The 15,430-nt window shown below is 64.1% G+C and carries 15 protein-coding genes; 5 read left to right on the plus strand and 10 right to left on the minus strand.

What is annotated here, in order from left to right; all coding sequences use genetic code 11:
• The first annotated feature begins 1 nt into the window (after position 1).
• The 3 genes from LOY33_RS20595 (at position 2) to LOY33_RS20605 (ending at position 5,486) form a co-directional block, all read left to right on the plus strand.
• Positions 2-1,099 carry a DUF1513 domain-containing protein gene (locus LOY33_RS20595; RefSeq protein WP_258659917.1) on the plus strand — a complete coding sequence of 366 codons (1,098 nt, stop codon included), beginning with the start codon at positions 2-4 and terminating at the stop codon, positions 1,097-1,099.
• Between the two features lie 174 nt (positions 1,100-1,273).
• Positions 1,274-2,425 carry an efflux RND transporter periplasmic adaptor subunit gene (locus LOY33_RS20600; protein ID WP_258659920.1) on the plus strand — a complete coding sequence of 384 codons (1,152 nt, stop codon included), beginning with the start codon at positions 1,274-1,276 and terminating at the stop codon, positions 2,423-2,425.
• 13 nt (positions 2,426-2,438) lie between these two features.
• Positions 2,439-5,486: a multidrug efflux RND transporter permease subunit gene (locus LOY33_RS20605; RefSeq protein WP_100633520.1), complete on the plus strand. Its 3,048-nt coding sequence runs from the start codon at positions 2,439-2,441 to the stop codon at positions 5,484-5,486.
• 81 nt (positions 5,487-5,567) lie between these two features.
• On the opposite strand, the gene LOY33_RS20610 is transcribed toward LOY33_RS20605, so the two are convergent.
• The 5 genes from LOY33_RS20610 to colR all read right to left on the minus strand — a co-directional run bounded on the left by LOY33_RS20610 (position 5,568) and on the right by colR (position 9,262).
• On the minus strand, positions 5,568-5,795 hold the full coding sequence (locus tag LOY33_RS20610) for a hypothetical protein (protein ID WP_043862096.1): 228 nt from the start codon (positions 5,793-5,795) through the stop codon (positions 5,568-5,570).
• Positions 5,792-6,505 (minus strand): lipopolysaccharide kinase InaA family protein, encoded by a 714-nt coding sequence (locus tag LOY33_RS20615; RefSeq protein WP_043862095.1) that lies wholly within the window; start codon positions 6,503-6,505, stop codon positions 5,792-5,794. Before LOY33_RS20615 ends, LOY33_RS20610 begins: the two co-directional genes overlap by 4 nt.
• Positions 6,506-6,509: 4 nt before the next feature.
• Positions 6,510-7,190 carry a class I SAM-dependent methyltransferase gene (locus tag LOY33_RS20620; protein WP_043862094.1) on the minus strand — a complete coding sequence of 227 codons (681 nt, stop codon included), beginning with the start codon at positions 7,188-7,190 and terminating at the stop codon, positions 6,510-6,512.
• Between the two features lie 97 nt (positions 7,191-7,287).
• The gene (locus tag LOY33_RS20625) at positions 7,288-8,589 is read right to left on the minus strand and encodes a HAMP domain-containing sensor histidine kinase (protein WP_258659922.1); all 1,302 of its coding nucleotides are present in this window, start codon (positions 8,587-8,589) and stop codon (positions 7,288-7,290) included.
• Positions 8,579-9,262: a two-component system response regulator ColR gene (colR, locus tag LOY33_RS20630; RefSeq protein WP_043862092.1), complete on the minus strand. Its 684-nt coding sequence runs from the start codon at positions 9,260-9,262 to the stop codon at positions 8,579-8,581. The genes LOY33_RS20625 and colR overlap by 11 nt, the downstream gene beginning before the upstream one ends.
• A 181-nt stretch (positions 9,263-9,443) precedes the next feature.
• Here colR and LOY33_RS20635 point away from each other — a divergent pair, with 181 nt between their 5' ends.
• Entirely contained in the window at positions 9,444-10,199 is a 756-nt protein-coding gene (locus tag LOY33_RS20635; protein WP_054914826.1) for a phosphatase PAP2 family protein, read from the plus strand.
• Between the two features lie 87 nt (positions 10,200-10,286).
• On the opposite strand, the gene groL is transcribed toward LOY33_RS20635, so the two are convergent.
• The 5 genes from groL to LOY33_RS20660 all read right to left on the minus strand — a co-directional run bounded on the left by groL (position 10,287) and on the right by LOY33_RS20660 (position 14,902).
• Positions 10,287-11,936 (minus strand): chaperonin GroEL, encoded by a 1,650-nt coding sequence (gene groL, locus LOY33_RS20640; RefSeq protein WP_043862090.1) that lies wholly within the window; start codon positions 11,934-11,936, stop codon positions 10,287-10,289.
• Between the two features lie 46 nt (positions 11,937-11,982).
• On the minus strand, positions 11,983-12,276 hold the full coding sequence (locus tag LOY33_RS20645; protein ID WP_009050540.1) for a co-chaperone GroES: 294 nt from the start codon (positions 12,274-12,276) through the stop codon (positions 11,983-11,985).
• Between the two features lie 261 nt (positions 12,277-12,537).
• A complete protein-coding gene (locus LOY33_RS20650) occupies positions 12,538-12,996 on the minus strand; it encodes an FxsA family protein (protein WP_054914827.1) in 459 nt (152 codons plus the stop codon).
• 66 nt (positions 12,997-13,062) lie between these two features.
• Positions 13,063-13,794: a HugZ family protein gene (locus LOY33_RS20655; RefSeq protein ID WP_088515535.1), complete on the minus strand. Its 732-nt coding sequence runs from the start codon at positions 13,792-13,794 to the stop codon at positions 13,063-13,065.
• A gap of 100 nt (positions 13,795-13,894) precedes the next feature.
• Positions 13,895-14,902, minus strand: coding sequence for a DUF481 domain-containing protein (locus LOY33_RS20660; RefSeq protein WP_043862087.1), 1,008 nt, complete (start codon positions 14,900-14,902; stop codon positions 13,895-13,897).
• Between the two features lie 143 nt (positions 14,903-15,045).
• Here LOY33_RS20660 and LOY33_RS20665 point away from each other — a divergent pair, with 143 nt between their 5' ends.
• Positions 15,046-15,399, plus strand: coding sequence for an MGMT family protein (locus LOY33_RS20665; protein ID WP_043862086.1), 354 nt, complete (start codon positions 15,046-15,048; stop codon positions 15,397-15,399).
• Positions 15,400-15,430: the final 31 nt, after the last annotated feature.

Here is a 15,430-nt window from a genome sequence, read left to right on the forward strand (position 1 = left end):
CATGTTGCGACGCCAGGCCCTCAAACTCGGTAGCGTGCTGCTCAGCGCCCTGACCCTGGGTGGCTGGACCCTGTGGCGCAGCAAGGGCCAGCAGCCACTGCTGCTGTCGGCCCGTGACGATGCCGACGGCAAGCACTATGCCGTGGGCTATCGCCTGGACGGCACCCAGGTGTTCGCCACCCAGGTCGAACTGCGCTGCCACGACATCATCAACCACCCCGAGCGGCCGATCGCGCTGTTCGTGGCGCGCCGCCCCGGCACCGAGAGCTACCTGATCGACCTGCGCGACGGGCGCCTGCTGCAGACCCTGGCCTCGCAGCCGAACCGGCACTTCTATGGCCACGCGGTGATCCACAAGGGTGGCGAATGGCTGTACGCCACCGAGAACGACACCACCGACCCGGGCCGTGGCGTACTGGGTGTGTACCGCTTCGAAGGCGAACGCCTGGCCCATCATTCGGAAATCCCGACCCACGGCATCGGCCCGCACCAGGTGTCGTGGCTGCCTGACGGCGAGACCCTGGTGGTGGCCAATGGCGGTATCCGCACCGAAGCCGAGAGCCGGGTGGAGATGAACCTGGATGCGATGCAGCCCAGCCTGGTGCTGATGCAGCGCGACGGCACCCTGCTGAGCAAGGAAACCCTGAGCCAGCAGATGAACAGCGTGCGCCACCTGGCGATTGCCGACGACGGCACCGTGCTGGCGTGCCAGCAGTTCATGGGCGGCTCGGAAGAAACCGCCGAATTGCTGGCGATCAAGCGTCCGGGGCAGCCGTTCGTGGCCTTCCCGGTGCCGGAGCGCCAGTTGCAGTCCATGGCCCAGTACACCGCCAGCGTGGCGGTGCACAGCGAGCTGCGACTGGTGGCGATGACCGCGCCACGGGCCAACCGCCTGTTCATCTGGGACCTGGACAGCGCCGAGGTGAAGCTGGATGCGCCGATGCCGGACTGCGCGGGCGTGGGCGCAGTGGCCGATGGCTTTGTGGTGACCTCCGGGCAAGGGCGTTGCCGGCTGTACGACTGCCGCAAGACAGCGCTGGTGGGGCAACCGCTGCAACTGCCTTCGGGGTTGTGGGACAACCATCTGCACCTGATCTGATATAGCAATCGCGGGTCAAGCCCGCTCCCACAGGGAACACCTGGAACCTTGTGGGAGCGGGCTTGACCCGCGATGACGTCGGTACAGACAACATAAAATATACCGAACCAGCACACCGCCCCCTGCGCCGCGACCGACTAGACTTGCGCAACAACGCCTCCAGGGAGCTGGTCCATGCTGCGCCGTCGCATGCTCATCATGCTGGGTATCGTCCTGCTGCTGGTGCTGGCCCTGGGCGGCTACAAGGGCTTGTCCATCTACCGCCAGATCCAGCAGTTCTCCGCGCCCAAGCCGCCGGTCAGCGTTGCCGCCGCCGAGGCGCGCGAGCAGCCCTGGCAAAGCCGCCTGCCCGCCGTGGGCAGCCTCAAGGCCCTGCAAGGGGTGGACCTGAGCCTGGAGATCGCCGGCACGGTCAAGGCCCTGCACTTCGAATCCGGCCAGCAGGTCAAGGCCGGGCAACTGCTGCTGCAGCTGGACAGCGACGTGGAGACGGCCCTGCTCGGCACCGCCCAGGCCGACCTCGGGCTGGCCCAGGTGGATTATCAGCGAGGCAGCCAGCTGGTCGGCAGCCAGGCCATCTCCAAGGGCGAATTCGACCGCCTGCGCGCCCAACTGCTGCGCAACCAGGCGGTAGTGGCGCAACTCAAGGCATCCCTGGCGAAAAAGAGCATCAACGCGCCGTTCACCGGCACCATCGGTATCCGCCAGGTCGACCTGGGCAGCTACCTGGCCAGCGGCACTGTGATCGCCACCCTGCAGAACCTGAGCAGCCTGTATGTCGACTTCTTCGTGCCGGAACAGGCGCTGCCCAACCTCAGCCTCGGCCAGCAGGCGCTGGTCTCGGTGGCCGCCTACCCGCATCGCAGCTTCACCGCCACCCTCAGCGCGATCAACCCCAAGGTCGACGACACCACCCGCAACCTGCAGGTGCGCGCCACCCTGGCCAACCCCGACGGCACGTTGCTGCCGGGCATGTTCGCCAGCCTGCAGGTGTTGCTGCCCAACCCGCGCAACGCGGTGGTGGTGCCGCAGAGCGCCGTCACCTACACCCTCTATGGCAACTCGGTGTATGTCGCCGTGCCGCAAAAGTCCGAAGACGGCAAGGTGCAGACCACGGCCGATGGCCAGCCGCAACTGATCGCCGAGCGGCGCTTCGTCGAGACCGGCGAGCGCCGCGACGGCCTGGTGGTGATCGCCAAGGGCCTCACGCCCGGCGAAACGGTGGTCACCGCCGGCCAGTTGAAGCTGACCCAGGGCGCTGCCGTCACCCTGAGCGCCGACAAGACCCTGCAAGCCGAACCGACCAGCCAGCCCGGCGCCGACTGACCAAGGAACCGCCATGGCCTTTACCGACCCGTTCATCCGTCGCCCGGTGCTGGCCAGCGTGGTCAGCCTGCTGATCGTGCTGCTGGGGTTCCAGGCCTGGAGCAAACTGCCGATCCGCCAGTACCCGCAAATGGAAAACGCCCTGATCACGGTGACCACCGCCTACCCAGGGGCCAACGCCGAAACCATCCAGGGCTACATCACCCAGCCCCTGCAGCAGAGCCTGGCCAGTGCCGAAGGCATCGACTACATGACCTCGGTGAGCCGGCAGAATTTTTCGGTGATTTCGATCTACGCGCGCATCGGCTCCGACAGCGACCGGCTGTTCACCGAGCTGCTGGCCAAGGCCAACGAGGTCAAGAACAAGCTGCCCCAGGACGCCGAGGACCCGGTGCTGAGCAAGGAAGCCGCCGATGCCTCGGCGCTGATGTACATCAGCTTCTACAGCAAGGAGCTGAGCAACCCGCAGATCACCGACTACCTGTCGCGGGTGATCCAGCCCAAGCTCGCCACCCTGCCCGGCATGGCCGAAGCCGAGATCCTCGGCAACCAGGTGTTCGCCATGCGCCTGTGGATCGACCCGGTGAAGCTGGCCGGCTACGGCCTGAGCGCCGGCGATGTGACTGCCGCGGTGCGCCGCTACAACTTCCTGTCCGCCGCCGGCGAGGTCAAGGGCCAGTACGTGGTCACCAGCATCAACGCCACCACCGAACTCAAGTCGGCCGAAGCCTTCGCCGCCATCCCGCTCAAGACCAAGGGCGACAGCCGCGTGCTGCTGGGCGATGTGGCACGGGTGGAGATGGGCGCGGAGAACTACGACACGGTCAGCTCGTTCGACGGCACGCCGTCGGTGTACATCGGCATCAAGGCCACCCCGGCCGCCAACCCGCTGGACGTGATCAAGGAGGTGCGCAAGCTGATGCCGGAGCTGGAAGCGCAGTTGCCGCCCAACCTCAAGGCCTCCATCGCCTATGACGCCACGCTGTTCATCCAGGCCTCCATCGACGAGGTGGTCAAGACCCTGGTCGAGGCGGTGCTGATCGTGATCGTGGTGGTGTTCCTGTTTCTCGGCGCGCTGCGCTCGGTGCTGATCCCGGTGATCACCATCCCGCTGTCGATGATCGGCGTGCTGTTCTTCATGCAATTGATGGGCTACTCGCTGAACCTGTTGACGCTGCTGGCGATGGTGTTGGCCATCGGCCTGGTGGTGGACGATGCGATCGTGGTGGTGGAGAACATCCACCGCCATATCGAGGAGGGCAAGACGCCGTTCGACGCCGCGCTGGAAGGCGCCCGGGAGATCGCCATGCCGGTGGTCTCGATGACCATCACCCTGGCGGCGGTGTACGCCCCCATCGGTTTCCTGGAGGGCCTCACCGGGGCCCTGTTCAAGGAGTTCGCCCTGACCCTGGCCGGGGCCGTGGTGATTTCCGGCATTGTCGCGCTGACCCTGTCGCCGATGATGTGTGCCCTGCTGCTGCGCCCGGAGCAGAACCCCAGCGGCCTGGCCCATCGTCTCGACCAGCTGTTCGAGCGGCTCAAGCGCCGCTACCAGACGCTTTTGCACGGCACCCTCGAGACCCGGCCGGTGGTGATTGTGTTCGCCCTGATCGTGCTGTGCCTGATCCCGGTGTTTCTGATGTTCAGCAAGAACGAGCTGGCCCCGGACGAAGACCAGGGCATCATCTTCATGATGGCCACCGCCCCGCAACCGGCCAACCTCGATTACCTGAACGCCTACACCGACGAGTTCATCACGATCTTCAAGTCATTCCCCGAGTACTACTCCTCGTTCCAGATCAACGGCTTCAACGGCGTGCAATCGGGCATCGGCGGCTTTCTGCTCAAGCCGTGGAACCAGCGCAGCCGCACCCAGATGGAGTTGCTGCCCGAGGTGCAGGCCAAGCTGGCGACCATCAGCGGCCTGCAGATCTTCGGCTTCAACCTGCCCTCCCTGCCGGGCACCGGCGAAGGCCTGCCATTCGCCTTCGTGATCAACACGCCGAATGACTACGTGTCGTTGCTGGAAGTGGCGCAACGGGTCAAGGACCGCGCCCAGGCCTCGGGCAAGTTCGCCTTCCTGGACATCGACCTGGCATTCGACAAGCCGGAGGTGGTGGTAGATATCGACCGGGCCAAGGCGGCGCAGATGGGGGTGTCGATGGATGCCCTGGGCGGCACCCTGGCCACGCTGCTGGGCGAGGCCGAGATCAACCGCTTCACCATCGAGGGGCGCAGCTACAAGGTGATCGCCCAGGTCGAGCAGGCCTACCGCGACAACCCCGGCTGGCTGAACAACTACTACGTGAAGAACGAGCAGGGCCGGATGCTGCCCCTGTCGACCCTGATCAGCGTCAGCGACCGCGCGCGGCCGCGCCAGCTCAACCAGTTCCAGCAGCTGAACTCGGCGATCATCCAGGGCTTCCCGCTGGTGAGCATGGGCGAGGCCCTGGAGACGGTGCGCAGCATCGCCCAGCAGGAGGCACCGGCAGGCTTCGCCTTCGACTACAGCGGGCAGGCACGTCAGTTCGTGCAGGAAGGCAGTGCGCTGTGGGTGACCTTCGGCCTGGCGCTGGCGATCATCTTTCTGGTGCTGGCGGCGCAGTTCGAGAGTTTCCGCGACCCGCTGGTGATCCTGGTGACGGTGCCCCTGTCGATCTGTGGAGCATTGATCCCGCTGTTTCTGGGGTGGTCGAGCATGAACATCTACACCCAGGTGGGGCTGGTGACGCTGATCGGGCTGATCAGCAAGCATGGCATCCTGATCGTCGAGTTCGCCAACCAGTTGCGCCTGCACAAGGGGCTGAATGCGCGGGATGCCGTAGAGGAAGCGGCAGCGATACGCCTGCGGCCGGTGCTGATGACCACGGCGGCGATGGTATTCGGCATGGTGCCGCTGATACTGGCGACGGGCGCCGGGGCGGTGAGTCGGTTCGACATCGGCATGGTGATCGCCACCGGGATGTCGGTGGGCACGCTGTTCACGTTGTTCGTGTTGCCGTGCGTGTATACGTTGCTGGCCAGGAAGGAAATGCCAAGTACGGCGCTGGAATCGAGTTGAACGCATCGCGGGTCAAGCCTGCTCCCACAAGGATCACTGCAACCCTGTGGGAGCGGGCTTGACCCGCGCCGATACACTTCATCACCCGTTGGAGCGCAGCCCCCGGCTCATGCCGAACAGGAACAACAGCAGGTCATGGTCCGGTTGCGCCGTGACGACCGGCTTGGCCGTCCGCGGCAGCGGGCACTGCGCGCCCAGGTCGATGGAACTGAGCACCTGCGGACGCGGCTCCTCCCACGCGGCGAAAGCCACCGAAGCCACCGCCAACGCCACAAGCAGAAACAAACCTCGTGCTATTTCTAGTTTCATTGCTCTAAACCTTTGACAGCGCTGCCAAACGCCACTTCGTAAAAGTAGAGCAACTTCTTCCAGTCCGCATCGTTCCACGACGAATGGCGGCGCAGTTGCTTCAGGTCATTGGCGGCCGCACGCTGGCAGCTGATGCGCCGGCGGCACTTCTCCAGGTCCAGCAAGGCGACCTCGGCACGCGCATCCGCGCCCTCGCCGGTCACCTTCACGAAAATATGCTTGCTGTACAGGCAGCCATGCTGCCAGTGCCCGCGGTGCATGCGCGCCAGGTTGCCGGCCAGGTCCTCGAGCACCCGGTCGTGCAGCGCCTCGCCGTGCTGCTCGCGCCCGCCGCCGGCGTACCACAGGTCGATCTCCTCGAAACCATCCAGCGCCTCGCTGACCAGCAGCGCCCGCCACTGGTGCTGGGCATCGCGCTCCACGCCGCAATAGACGATATGCGGCACCCGCACGCCCAACTGCTCGAAACTGCTCAGGGCAGCGAACTCACGCAATACCGTGGGGCGACCGAAAGGGTGCAACAGGCTGCGGTAGATATGCCCGACCTGGCGCTTGGCATACAGCAGATGGCCCGTCTCGTCGCTCAGGCGCTGCACGCCGCTTTCGCCGCCACGCCGCTGGTTGGGTGCCTCCACCCATTCGCCCTGGCGCTGCCAGAAGTAATCGAATTGATCCGAGACCGCCGTACCGCCCGTTCCTTCCACAGCCATTCCTTCACCCCTTGCGCAATACGTAAACTCGCCACATCGCATAGAACGGCAAAAAGTCCATTCGTTCCTGAATACGGAAACCTGCGGCCTCGAACTCCTGTTCAACCGTAGCAGCTGGTAACACAAAACGGTTCTGGTAACTGCCATCGGCCTGCCCGTTGTTACGGCGTGCTTCCAGGCGTTTACGCCGCCAGGCCTTGATGTTGCCGTCCACCCACAACGAGATGATCACGCTATCGCGGCTAACCCGTTGAAACTCCGAAAGAATCGCCTTGCGATGGGCCGCTTCGCCAATGTGGTGGAACAGCCGCATGCAGAAAATGCTGTCTACCGCGTTGTCCGGCAGATCGATGGCGAAGGCTGATGTCTGCAAGGGCCGTACCCGTTTGACCACTTCTGCCGGTTGCGACCCGCAGGCGATCTGCAGCATGGCGGCGGAATTGTCGGCGCCGATGATCACGCGGTTGGCCTTTTCGGCCAGCAGCGGCCAGAAACGGCCGGCACCGCTGGGCAGGTCCAGCACCAGGCCAGGCTCCCCGGCCAGCGCCAGGGCACGCCGGGCCAATTGCTCGTCACGCTGGTGGGACAAGCGGCGGGCAATGCCGTCCTGGTGCTTGTGCAGGTACTGTTGAGCGTGCTGCTCGTCGTACTTTTCGGAAAACTTGAGCTTGATGGGACTGCGCATGGTGCATCTCCTGACTCCAATGCCGCCTACCTTAAGCAGGGCGACGTTGGCGTCAGGTCATGCGAACGTGAAAAAAATGTCAGGTTGCGTCGCTAAGTTACAAGGTGTTTCCGGAGGACTGCGACCCAGCCGTGCCCAATTTCACATGGAACCGGCAACCATGGGGTTCGGCGGCGCTCAGGCTGACGCTCCAGCCCTGGTCCTCGCAGATCCGCTGCACCAGCGACAGGCCCAGCCCGAGCCCTTCCCCGCGCTTTTCGCCGCCGCGCACGAACGGCTGGAACATGGCCTCGCGATGCTCCTCGGGAATTCCCACGCCGCTGTCCTCGACGGTGAAGCCATCGGGCTCCAGGGTGAGGCGGATGTACCCCTGGTCGGTGTAGTGCGCCGCATTGCGCAGCAGGTTGCCCATCACCGATTGCAGGAACGTGGCGTTGTACAGGGTGGGCAGCGCGCCGGTGTAGTGGTAGGTGAGGGTCAGCCCCTTCTGCTCGATGGTGTCGCGCCAGACGCCGATCAGTTCGTTGCCCACCTCACGCAGGCTTGCCCGCGAAGCGACGGCACCCTCGTCGCGCTGGGCGCGGGCGAGCATGAGGAAGGTCTGCACCAGCTCGCGCATTTCTTCGGTGGCCCGCGAAATGCGTTCGACCTGGGCGCGGGCGCGATTGTCGATGGCCGGGTTCTCCAGCAGCAGCTCGCACGAGCTGGCCAGCACCATCAGGGGCGTGCGCAGTTCATGGCTGACATCGCTGGTGAACAGCCGCTCGCGGGTCAGTGCATCACGCAGGCGCCCCAGGGTGGCGTCGAAGGCCACCGCCAGTTGCCCCACTTCGTCGGCCGCGTAGTCCGGCGCCAGGGGCGGCGCCAGGCCCAGCAACTGGTCGCGGTGGCGCACCTGGCGCGCCAGCCGGATCACCGGGGCCATCACCCGCCGTGCCAGCACCCAGCCGAGAAATACCGCCAGTGCCAGGCTGAGCACGAAGCCCACCACCACCACGGCGAACAGCACGCGCTCGCGTTCTTCGAAATCGCTCTGGTCCTGCAGCAGCACGTAGTGCCGCCCGTCCACCACCTCGACCATGGCGTGGTACGACAGGTGCTCGCGAAACACTTCGTGAAACCCCGGGGTGAGGTGGCGCAGGTCCTTGGGCAGGTCGAAGTCGTCGCGCCCACCACTGTAGTAGAACAACTGGTCGGGCCGCGGGCGGTGGCTCCACTCCGATACGCTGTCCATCAGCAGCATGCGCTTGAGGTCGCCCCCCAGTACCGAGGAAATCAGGCGCTCTTCCACCAGGTGCACGGTGGCCACGATGCCGAAGGCGAAGGCCCCGGCCACCAGCGCGCTCATCAGCGCGAAGGCGATGATGATGCGCTGGGCAAGGCTTTGCTTAAACTCCATCACGACCCTCGGCCAGTCGATAGCCAACACCGTGCACGGTATGCAGCAGGGGCTTGTCGAATGGCTTGTCGATCACCTGGCGCAACTGGTGGACGTGGCTACGCAGGCTGTCACTGTCGGGGCAGTCGTCGCCCCACAGGGCTTCTTCCAGTACCTCGCGGCGCAGCACGTGGGGGCTCTTCTGCATCAGCACTGCAAGCAGCTTGAGGCCGACCGGGTTGAGCTTGAGGAACTTGCCCTGGCGGGTGACCTCCAGGGTGTCGAGGTCGTAGCTCAGGTCGCCGACGTTCAGGCTGCGCCGGCCACCGCCCTGGGCCCGGCGCAGCACCGCTTCGATGCGCGCGGCCAGTTCCGACAGGGCGAACGGCTTGAGCAGGTAGTCGTCGGCGCCGGAGCGAAAGCCCTGCAGGCGGTCGTCGAGCTGGTCGCGGGCGGTCAGCATGATCACCGGGGTATCGCGCCGGGCATCCTCGCGCAGGCGCTTGCACAGCGTGTAGCCGTCGATGCCGGGCAGCATGATGTCGAGCACGATCAGGTCGTAGTGCTCGGTGGCAGCCAGGTGCAGGCCCGACAGGCCGTCCTGGGCGCAGTCGACGGTGTAGCCCTTGAGGCCCAGGTAATCGGCCAGGTTGGCCAGGATATCGCGGTTGTCTTCAACCAGTAGAATTCGCATCGGTACCTCTCCCCCGTCCTCGTTTGCCTGCTTGGCAGGCGCAGCTTAAGGCCATCGTCCAGGCCCCGCCAGCGCCGCATGGATTTAATCGCAACTGACATTTTTTTCACCCCAGCTTCACACATAGCGTAGGCGCGGCGGCACACAATCGGCAGTTTCCATTGCCTGCCTGGACCCTGCCATGCCTGCCACTCCCCCTTTGCCCGCGTCCCGCCCGCTGAACCTGTGGATTGCCCTGGGCATTCCGCTGCTGACCGCCGTGTGCCTGATCCTGCTGGAGCTGACCGACCTGGACATGGCCCTGGCCAACCTCGCGTTCGACCCGCAGGCGGGCCAGTTCATCGGTCGTCACAGCTATTTTCTCGAAGACATCCTGCATGATCGCGCCAAGGAGCTGGTCATCCTGTTCGCGGTACTGGCCATCGTCGGCTTTGCCGCCAGCTTTGTGCTGCAGCGCCTCAAGAGCTGGCGCCGGGAACTGGGTTGCCTGGTGTTGGCGATGGGCCTGTCGACCGGCTTCGTGACGCCGCTCAAGGCCGCGACGGCGGTGCAGTGCCCCTGGAGCCTGAGCGAATTCGGCGGCCAGGAAACCTACAGCAAGCTGTTAGAGGCCCGCCCCGCCACCGACAAGCCAGGGCGCTGCTGGCCGGGCGGGCATGCGGCCACGGGGTTTACCCTGTTTGCGCTGTTTTTTGTCCTGCGTGATCGCAAGCCACGCCTGGCCAAGGCCGCGCTGGTGTTCGCCTTTGGCCTGGGGGTGGTGTTTTCGGTGGGCAGGATGCTGCAGGGCGCCCACTTCTTTTCGCACAATGTGTGGACCGCAGTGTTCTGCTGGCTGATCGGGTTGGGGTGCTACTGGCTGGTGTTGTATCGCAAGCCGTCACTGGCCGCTTCGCCAGCCAGGCTGGCACCTACAGGATTCGCTGAACGTCTGTAGGAGCCAGCTTTGCTGGCGAAGGGTTTCTGCCAGACATAAAAAAGCCCCGCACAAGGCGGGGCTCTTCTTCAAGCGGGTAAGGCTGGCTTACATCATGCCGCCCATGCCGCCCATGCCACCCATGCCGCCCATGTCAGGCATGCCACCGGCAGCCTTGTCTTCAGGCGCATCGGCAACCATGGCTTCGGTAGTGATCATCAGACCACCGATCGAGGCCGCGGCCTGCAGAGCCGAACGGGTCACCTTGGCAGGGTCCAGGATGCCCATTTCGATCATGTCGCCGTACTCGCCGGTAGCAGCGTTGTAACCGAAGTTGCCCGAACCTTGCTTGACCTTGTCGACTACCACGCTTGGCTCGTCGCCGGCGTTGGCAACGATCTGGCGCAGTGGGGACTCGACGGCGCGACGCAGCAACTGGATACCCACGTTCTGGTCTTCGTTGTCACCCTTGAGCTCGGCAATGGCCTGCAGCGAGCGAACCAGCGCCACGCCACCGCCAGGTACCACGCCTTCTTCGACGGCTGCGCGGGTAGCGTGCAGGGCGTCTTCAACGCGGGCTTTCTTCTCTTTCATTTCAACTTCGGTGCCGGCACCGACCTTGATCACGGCAACACCGCCAGCCAGCTTGGCCAGACGCTCTTGCAGTTTTTCACGGTCGTAGTCCGAGGAAGTCTCTTCGATCTGGGCACGGATCTGCTTGACGCGTGCTTCGATGTCGGCTTCAACGCCAGCACCGTCGATGATGGTGGTGTTTTCCTTGGACAGGGTCACGCGCTTGGCGTTGCCCAGGTGCTCCAGGGTGGTCGACTCCAGGCTCAGGCCGATTTCTTCGGAGATCACGGTACCGCCGGTCAGGACGGCGATGTCCTGCAGCATGGCCTTGCGGCGGTCGCCGAAGCCAGGTGCCTTGACCGCAGCCACTTTCACGATGCCGCGCATGTTGTTGACCACCAGGGTAGCCAGCGCTTCGCCTTCGACGTCTTCAGCCACGATCAGCAGCGGACGACCGGCCTTGGCAACGGCTTCCAGTACTGGCAGCAGTTCGCGGATGTTGGAGATCTTCTTGTCGACCAGCAGCAGCAGCGGGCCGTCGAGCTCGGCAACCATGGTGTCCGGCTTGTTGACGAAGTAAGGGGACAGGTAGCCACGGTCGAACTGCATGCCTTCTACAACCGACAGTTCGTTTTCCAGGCCCGAGCCTTCTTCGACGGTGATCACGCCTTCTTTACCGACTTTTTCCATGGCTTCGGCAATGATTTCACCGATGGAGGTGTCGGAGTTGGCCGAGATGGTACCGACCTGAGCGATGGCCTTGGAATCGGCGCATGGCTTGGACAGGTTCTTCAGCTCTTTGACGATGGCGATGGTGGCCTTGTCGATACCGCGCTTGAGGTCCATCGGGTTCATGCCGGCAGCAACGGCCTTGAGGCCTTCGCTGACGATGGCCTGTGCCAGAACGGTAGCGGTGGTGGTGCCGTCGCCTGCTTCGTCGTTAGCCTTGGAGGCCACGTCTTTCAGCAGTTGGGCGCCCATGTTCTCGAAGGCGTCCTTGAGTTCGATTTCCTTGGCAACCGAAACACCGTCTTTGGTGATGGTTGGCGCGCCGAAGCTCTTGGCCAGAACCACGTTGCGGCCTTTCGGGCCCAGGGTCGCTTTTACCGCGTCAGCCAGAACGTTGACGCCAACCAGCATTTTCTTACGGGCGGAATCGCCGAATTTTACGTCTTTAGCAGCCATGATCGTTTAATCCTTGAATACTTTGGAGTAACGGGAAACCAGCGGATCAGCCTTCGATAACGGCGAGAATCTCGTTCTCAGCCATTACCAGCAGGTCTTCGCCGTCAACTTTCACAGTGTTGCTGCCCGAGTACGGGCCGAAAACCACCTTGTCACCCACTTTCACGGCCAGCGCGCGCACTTCGCCGTTGTCCAGGATGCGGCCGGTACCCACGGCGACGATTTCGCCACGGTTGGGTTTTTCAGCGGCCGAGCCTGGCAGAACGATACCGCCAGCGGTTTTCGATTCTTCTTCGCTGCGACGGATGACGACGCGGTCATGCAGAGGACGAAGCTTCATTGTCGATCTCTCCTGATAGTGGTTTTCATCGGCCGGTATCGTTACCGGCGTGTTGATGCTTTCGGCGTAGCCGATCGTGGACCGCGGGGCGGGCCACGCATGTATTGTCTGGGGCAAATGCCCAGAAACCTTGCGGTGACCCATACATGAGGTCGGCCAAGGCGATTACAAGGCTTGCCGATGAAAATTTTTGCAGGCCGGCGCGCCAAATGAAAAACGGCCCCGAAGGGCCGTTTCATGCTACGCGGGCGAGCGCTCGCGTCACGGGTCACGCTTTTCGTATTCGCCTTCGATCACATTGGGCTGACGCGGTGCGCCGGGCGGCGCATTGAACGGGTCGTCGCCGAAGGCGCGCTGACGCATGGCCTGGGCTTCGGCGCGCTGGCGCAGCTTGTTGGCCAGCAACCGGCGGCTGAACGGCAACAGCACGATCAGGCCGATCACGTCGCTGATGAAGCCGGGGAGCAACAGCAGACCGCCACCCAGGGCCAGCATCAGGCCGTGGAACATGTCTTCGGCCGGCAATTCGCCGCGCTGCAGGCTCGCCCGCGCACGCAGCGCGGTGGCAAGGCCCGCGACCCGCACCACCAGCACACCGAGGGCCGAGCCCGCGATGATCAGCAGCAGCGCCGGGAAAAATCCGATCGCGGTGCTGACCTTGAAAAACACATACAGCTCGAGCACCGGGAAAAGCAGAAACAGCAGTAGAAAAGCACGCATCAAGGGTTCCTCTACGCAAGATGTCCTTGCAGGTACGACCTTAAATGGTTGCTGGCCGTTGCAATTTCAACCCTCGACCGCCTCGCGATCAGGCCACTGTTCGGCGCGGGCCAGCAAAACCAGGGCTTCGCGTACTTGTATCGGTGTATTGCAAGACCTTGGAAACGCCAGCCAGTGCAGGCCCTGGCCGATGCGCAGGTGCATGCCCTCGGTATCGATCCCTACCAGCGAGGCCGGTGCGCTGGCAGGCAGGCCGCTGAGCTCGACGTAGTGCGCGATGGCGTTGGCATGGTCGTCGTTCATGTGCTCGACCATGCTCACCTCGGCCTTGCCGGCGAACGGGTTGGCCAGGGTCACGTCGTCCAGCCAGTGAATCGCGCCGAAGCCGCCGATATAGCGATGGCGCACCGGCCTGAGCACCCAGAAGTCGAAGTCGTGGGCGCTGTGGTACTGGCTCGATTCGGGGAAGTAGCGGTAATAGCGCCCGGCGGCGGCCTCGATGGCCTCGGGGTCGGCCAGCTTGTGGGCCTCGGCCATCACGGTAAGGCGACCCACCGCCTGCACGTCCTCGGCATCGCGCTCGCCTACCAGCAGCGAACACTTGGGGTCTTTTTGCAGGTTGTGGGTGTGCTGGGCAATGCGACTGATCAGGATCAGCGGGTTACCGTCGGCGTCCAGGCAGTACGGCACCACGGAACCGAAGGGGAAGCCGGGCATCGATTTGGAATGGGTCGAGAGTACGCCACGGTACTCCTTGAGCAGCAGCTCTCTTGCCTGCCTTGCAGCCTTCGCGCTCACGGGGGTGCTCCTGGGAAAGGTGTGATCGCGACAAGCTAATCATTATCAGTGGCGATTGCCAAGGGGCCTGCAGGCACCGGCCCCTGAATGCGAAAGCGGTTTACCAGGCCACGCCGAAGCCGACGGTGTAGCGCGTCTTGTCCAGGTCGCTGTCGCTGGTGCCGCTGATGATGTCCTTCTCGGCCTTCAGGTTCAGCGATGCCCATTCGGTGACCTTGTAGCGCAGGCCTACCTCGGCATCCAGGCTGTAGTCCGCCACACCGCCCAGCGGCTTGCCAACCTCGCCGTTGGTGAACAGCTCGACCGACTTGCCGATCAGGTAGCGGTTGTAGTCCCACTTCACGCCCAGCGAATAGAAATTGTCCTTGCCGCCGTCGCTGTACTCGTAGTCGGTGCGGTTGAGCAGCGAACCCAGCGAGAACGCGCCCAGCTCGTCGTCCCAGAACTGGTACCCCGGGCCGGTACCGACCGTGCGCTGGCGGGTCAGGTCTTCGATGTGGTCGCGCTTGTAGTTCAGACGCCCCTGCCAGAACCACTGCTCGGTAATGAAGCGGTCCAGCGCGTATTCGGCGCTCCAGTTGTTGGTGGTTGTCGTGTCGTTCTTGGTCTCGCGGTTGTACTCGCCCTCGGCGTTATGCCGCCAGCGACCGTGACGGGCAGTGGTCTTGAAGTCGACGTCGTAGTCGTCACTGTCGGTTTCGGCGCGCTTGTAGTCCAGTGCCAGGTCGATGTTGCCCTTCCACAGCATGTCTTCGACCAGCGGCTTGGGCTTCATGATCTGCTGGATGCTGGCCAGTTCAACCGCCTTGGGCGCCTCGCCATTGGCCAGGATCACCTGGCCGTCTTCACCGGCCTGCAGCGACTTGGCCTTCTCGCCGGTGTAGGCGTCCTGCTTGACCAGCAGTTCCTGGTCGCTCTCCAGGGTCTTGACCTTCTTCCAGTCCAGCGCGATGGAGCCACCGTATTCGGTCTGCAGCACCAGCTTGCCACCGTCGAAGACCTTGATCTTGCCGCTGAGCCGGTCGCCGTTCTTCATCCATACGGTATCGGCCACCGCAGGGGCGCAGACACCGGTCATCACAAGGCACAACAAGGCTCTAGAATACATAGGCAGTACAGAAACTCGGGTTCGCAGAAAAATCGGGCATTATCCAGATACCCGCCAGCAGAACAAGGACTGACCCAGCCAATGCCGATGAGTTCAATTCGTATTTGTGCGCCCTGCCCCCTTCACTGCCCCGCAACGCCCCGATGAGCGCGGCCTTGACCGACGCGCAGCAGCGCGCAGAAGACCGACGGACGGCGCTCTACCTGGTGCTGGGCCAACTGCCGCCAGGCAAGGTGGTCAGCTATGGTGAACTGGCGGCCATCGCGGGCCTGGGCCGCGCGGCGCGCTGGGTGGGGCGCACCCTCAGCCAGTTGCCGAGCGACACTCGCCTGCCCTGGCACCGCGTGCTGGGCGCCGGCGGACGCCTGAGCCTGGCCCTTGGCACGCCCTCCGGGGATGAGCAGCGGGCCCGCCTGCGGGCCGAAGGGGTGACCGTCCGGAACAATCGTGTGGATATGTTGCGCCATGGCTGGCGCCCGATGGAGCACAGCGGTTAGAGTGCGCGCTTTGTTTTCGCAAACTTGAGGC

The sequence above is a fragment of the Pseudomonas sp. B21-036 genome (genome assembly GCF_024748925.1).
Classification (GTDB): Bacteria; Pseudomonadota; Gammaproteobacteria; order Pseudomonadales; family Pseudomonadaceae; genus Aquipseudomonas; species Aquipseudomonas palmensis.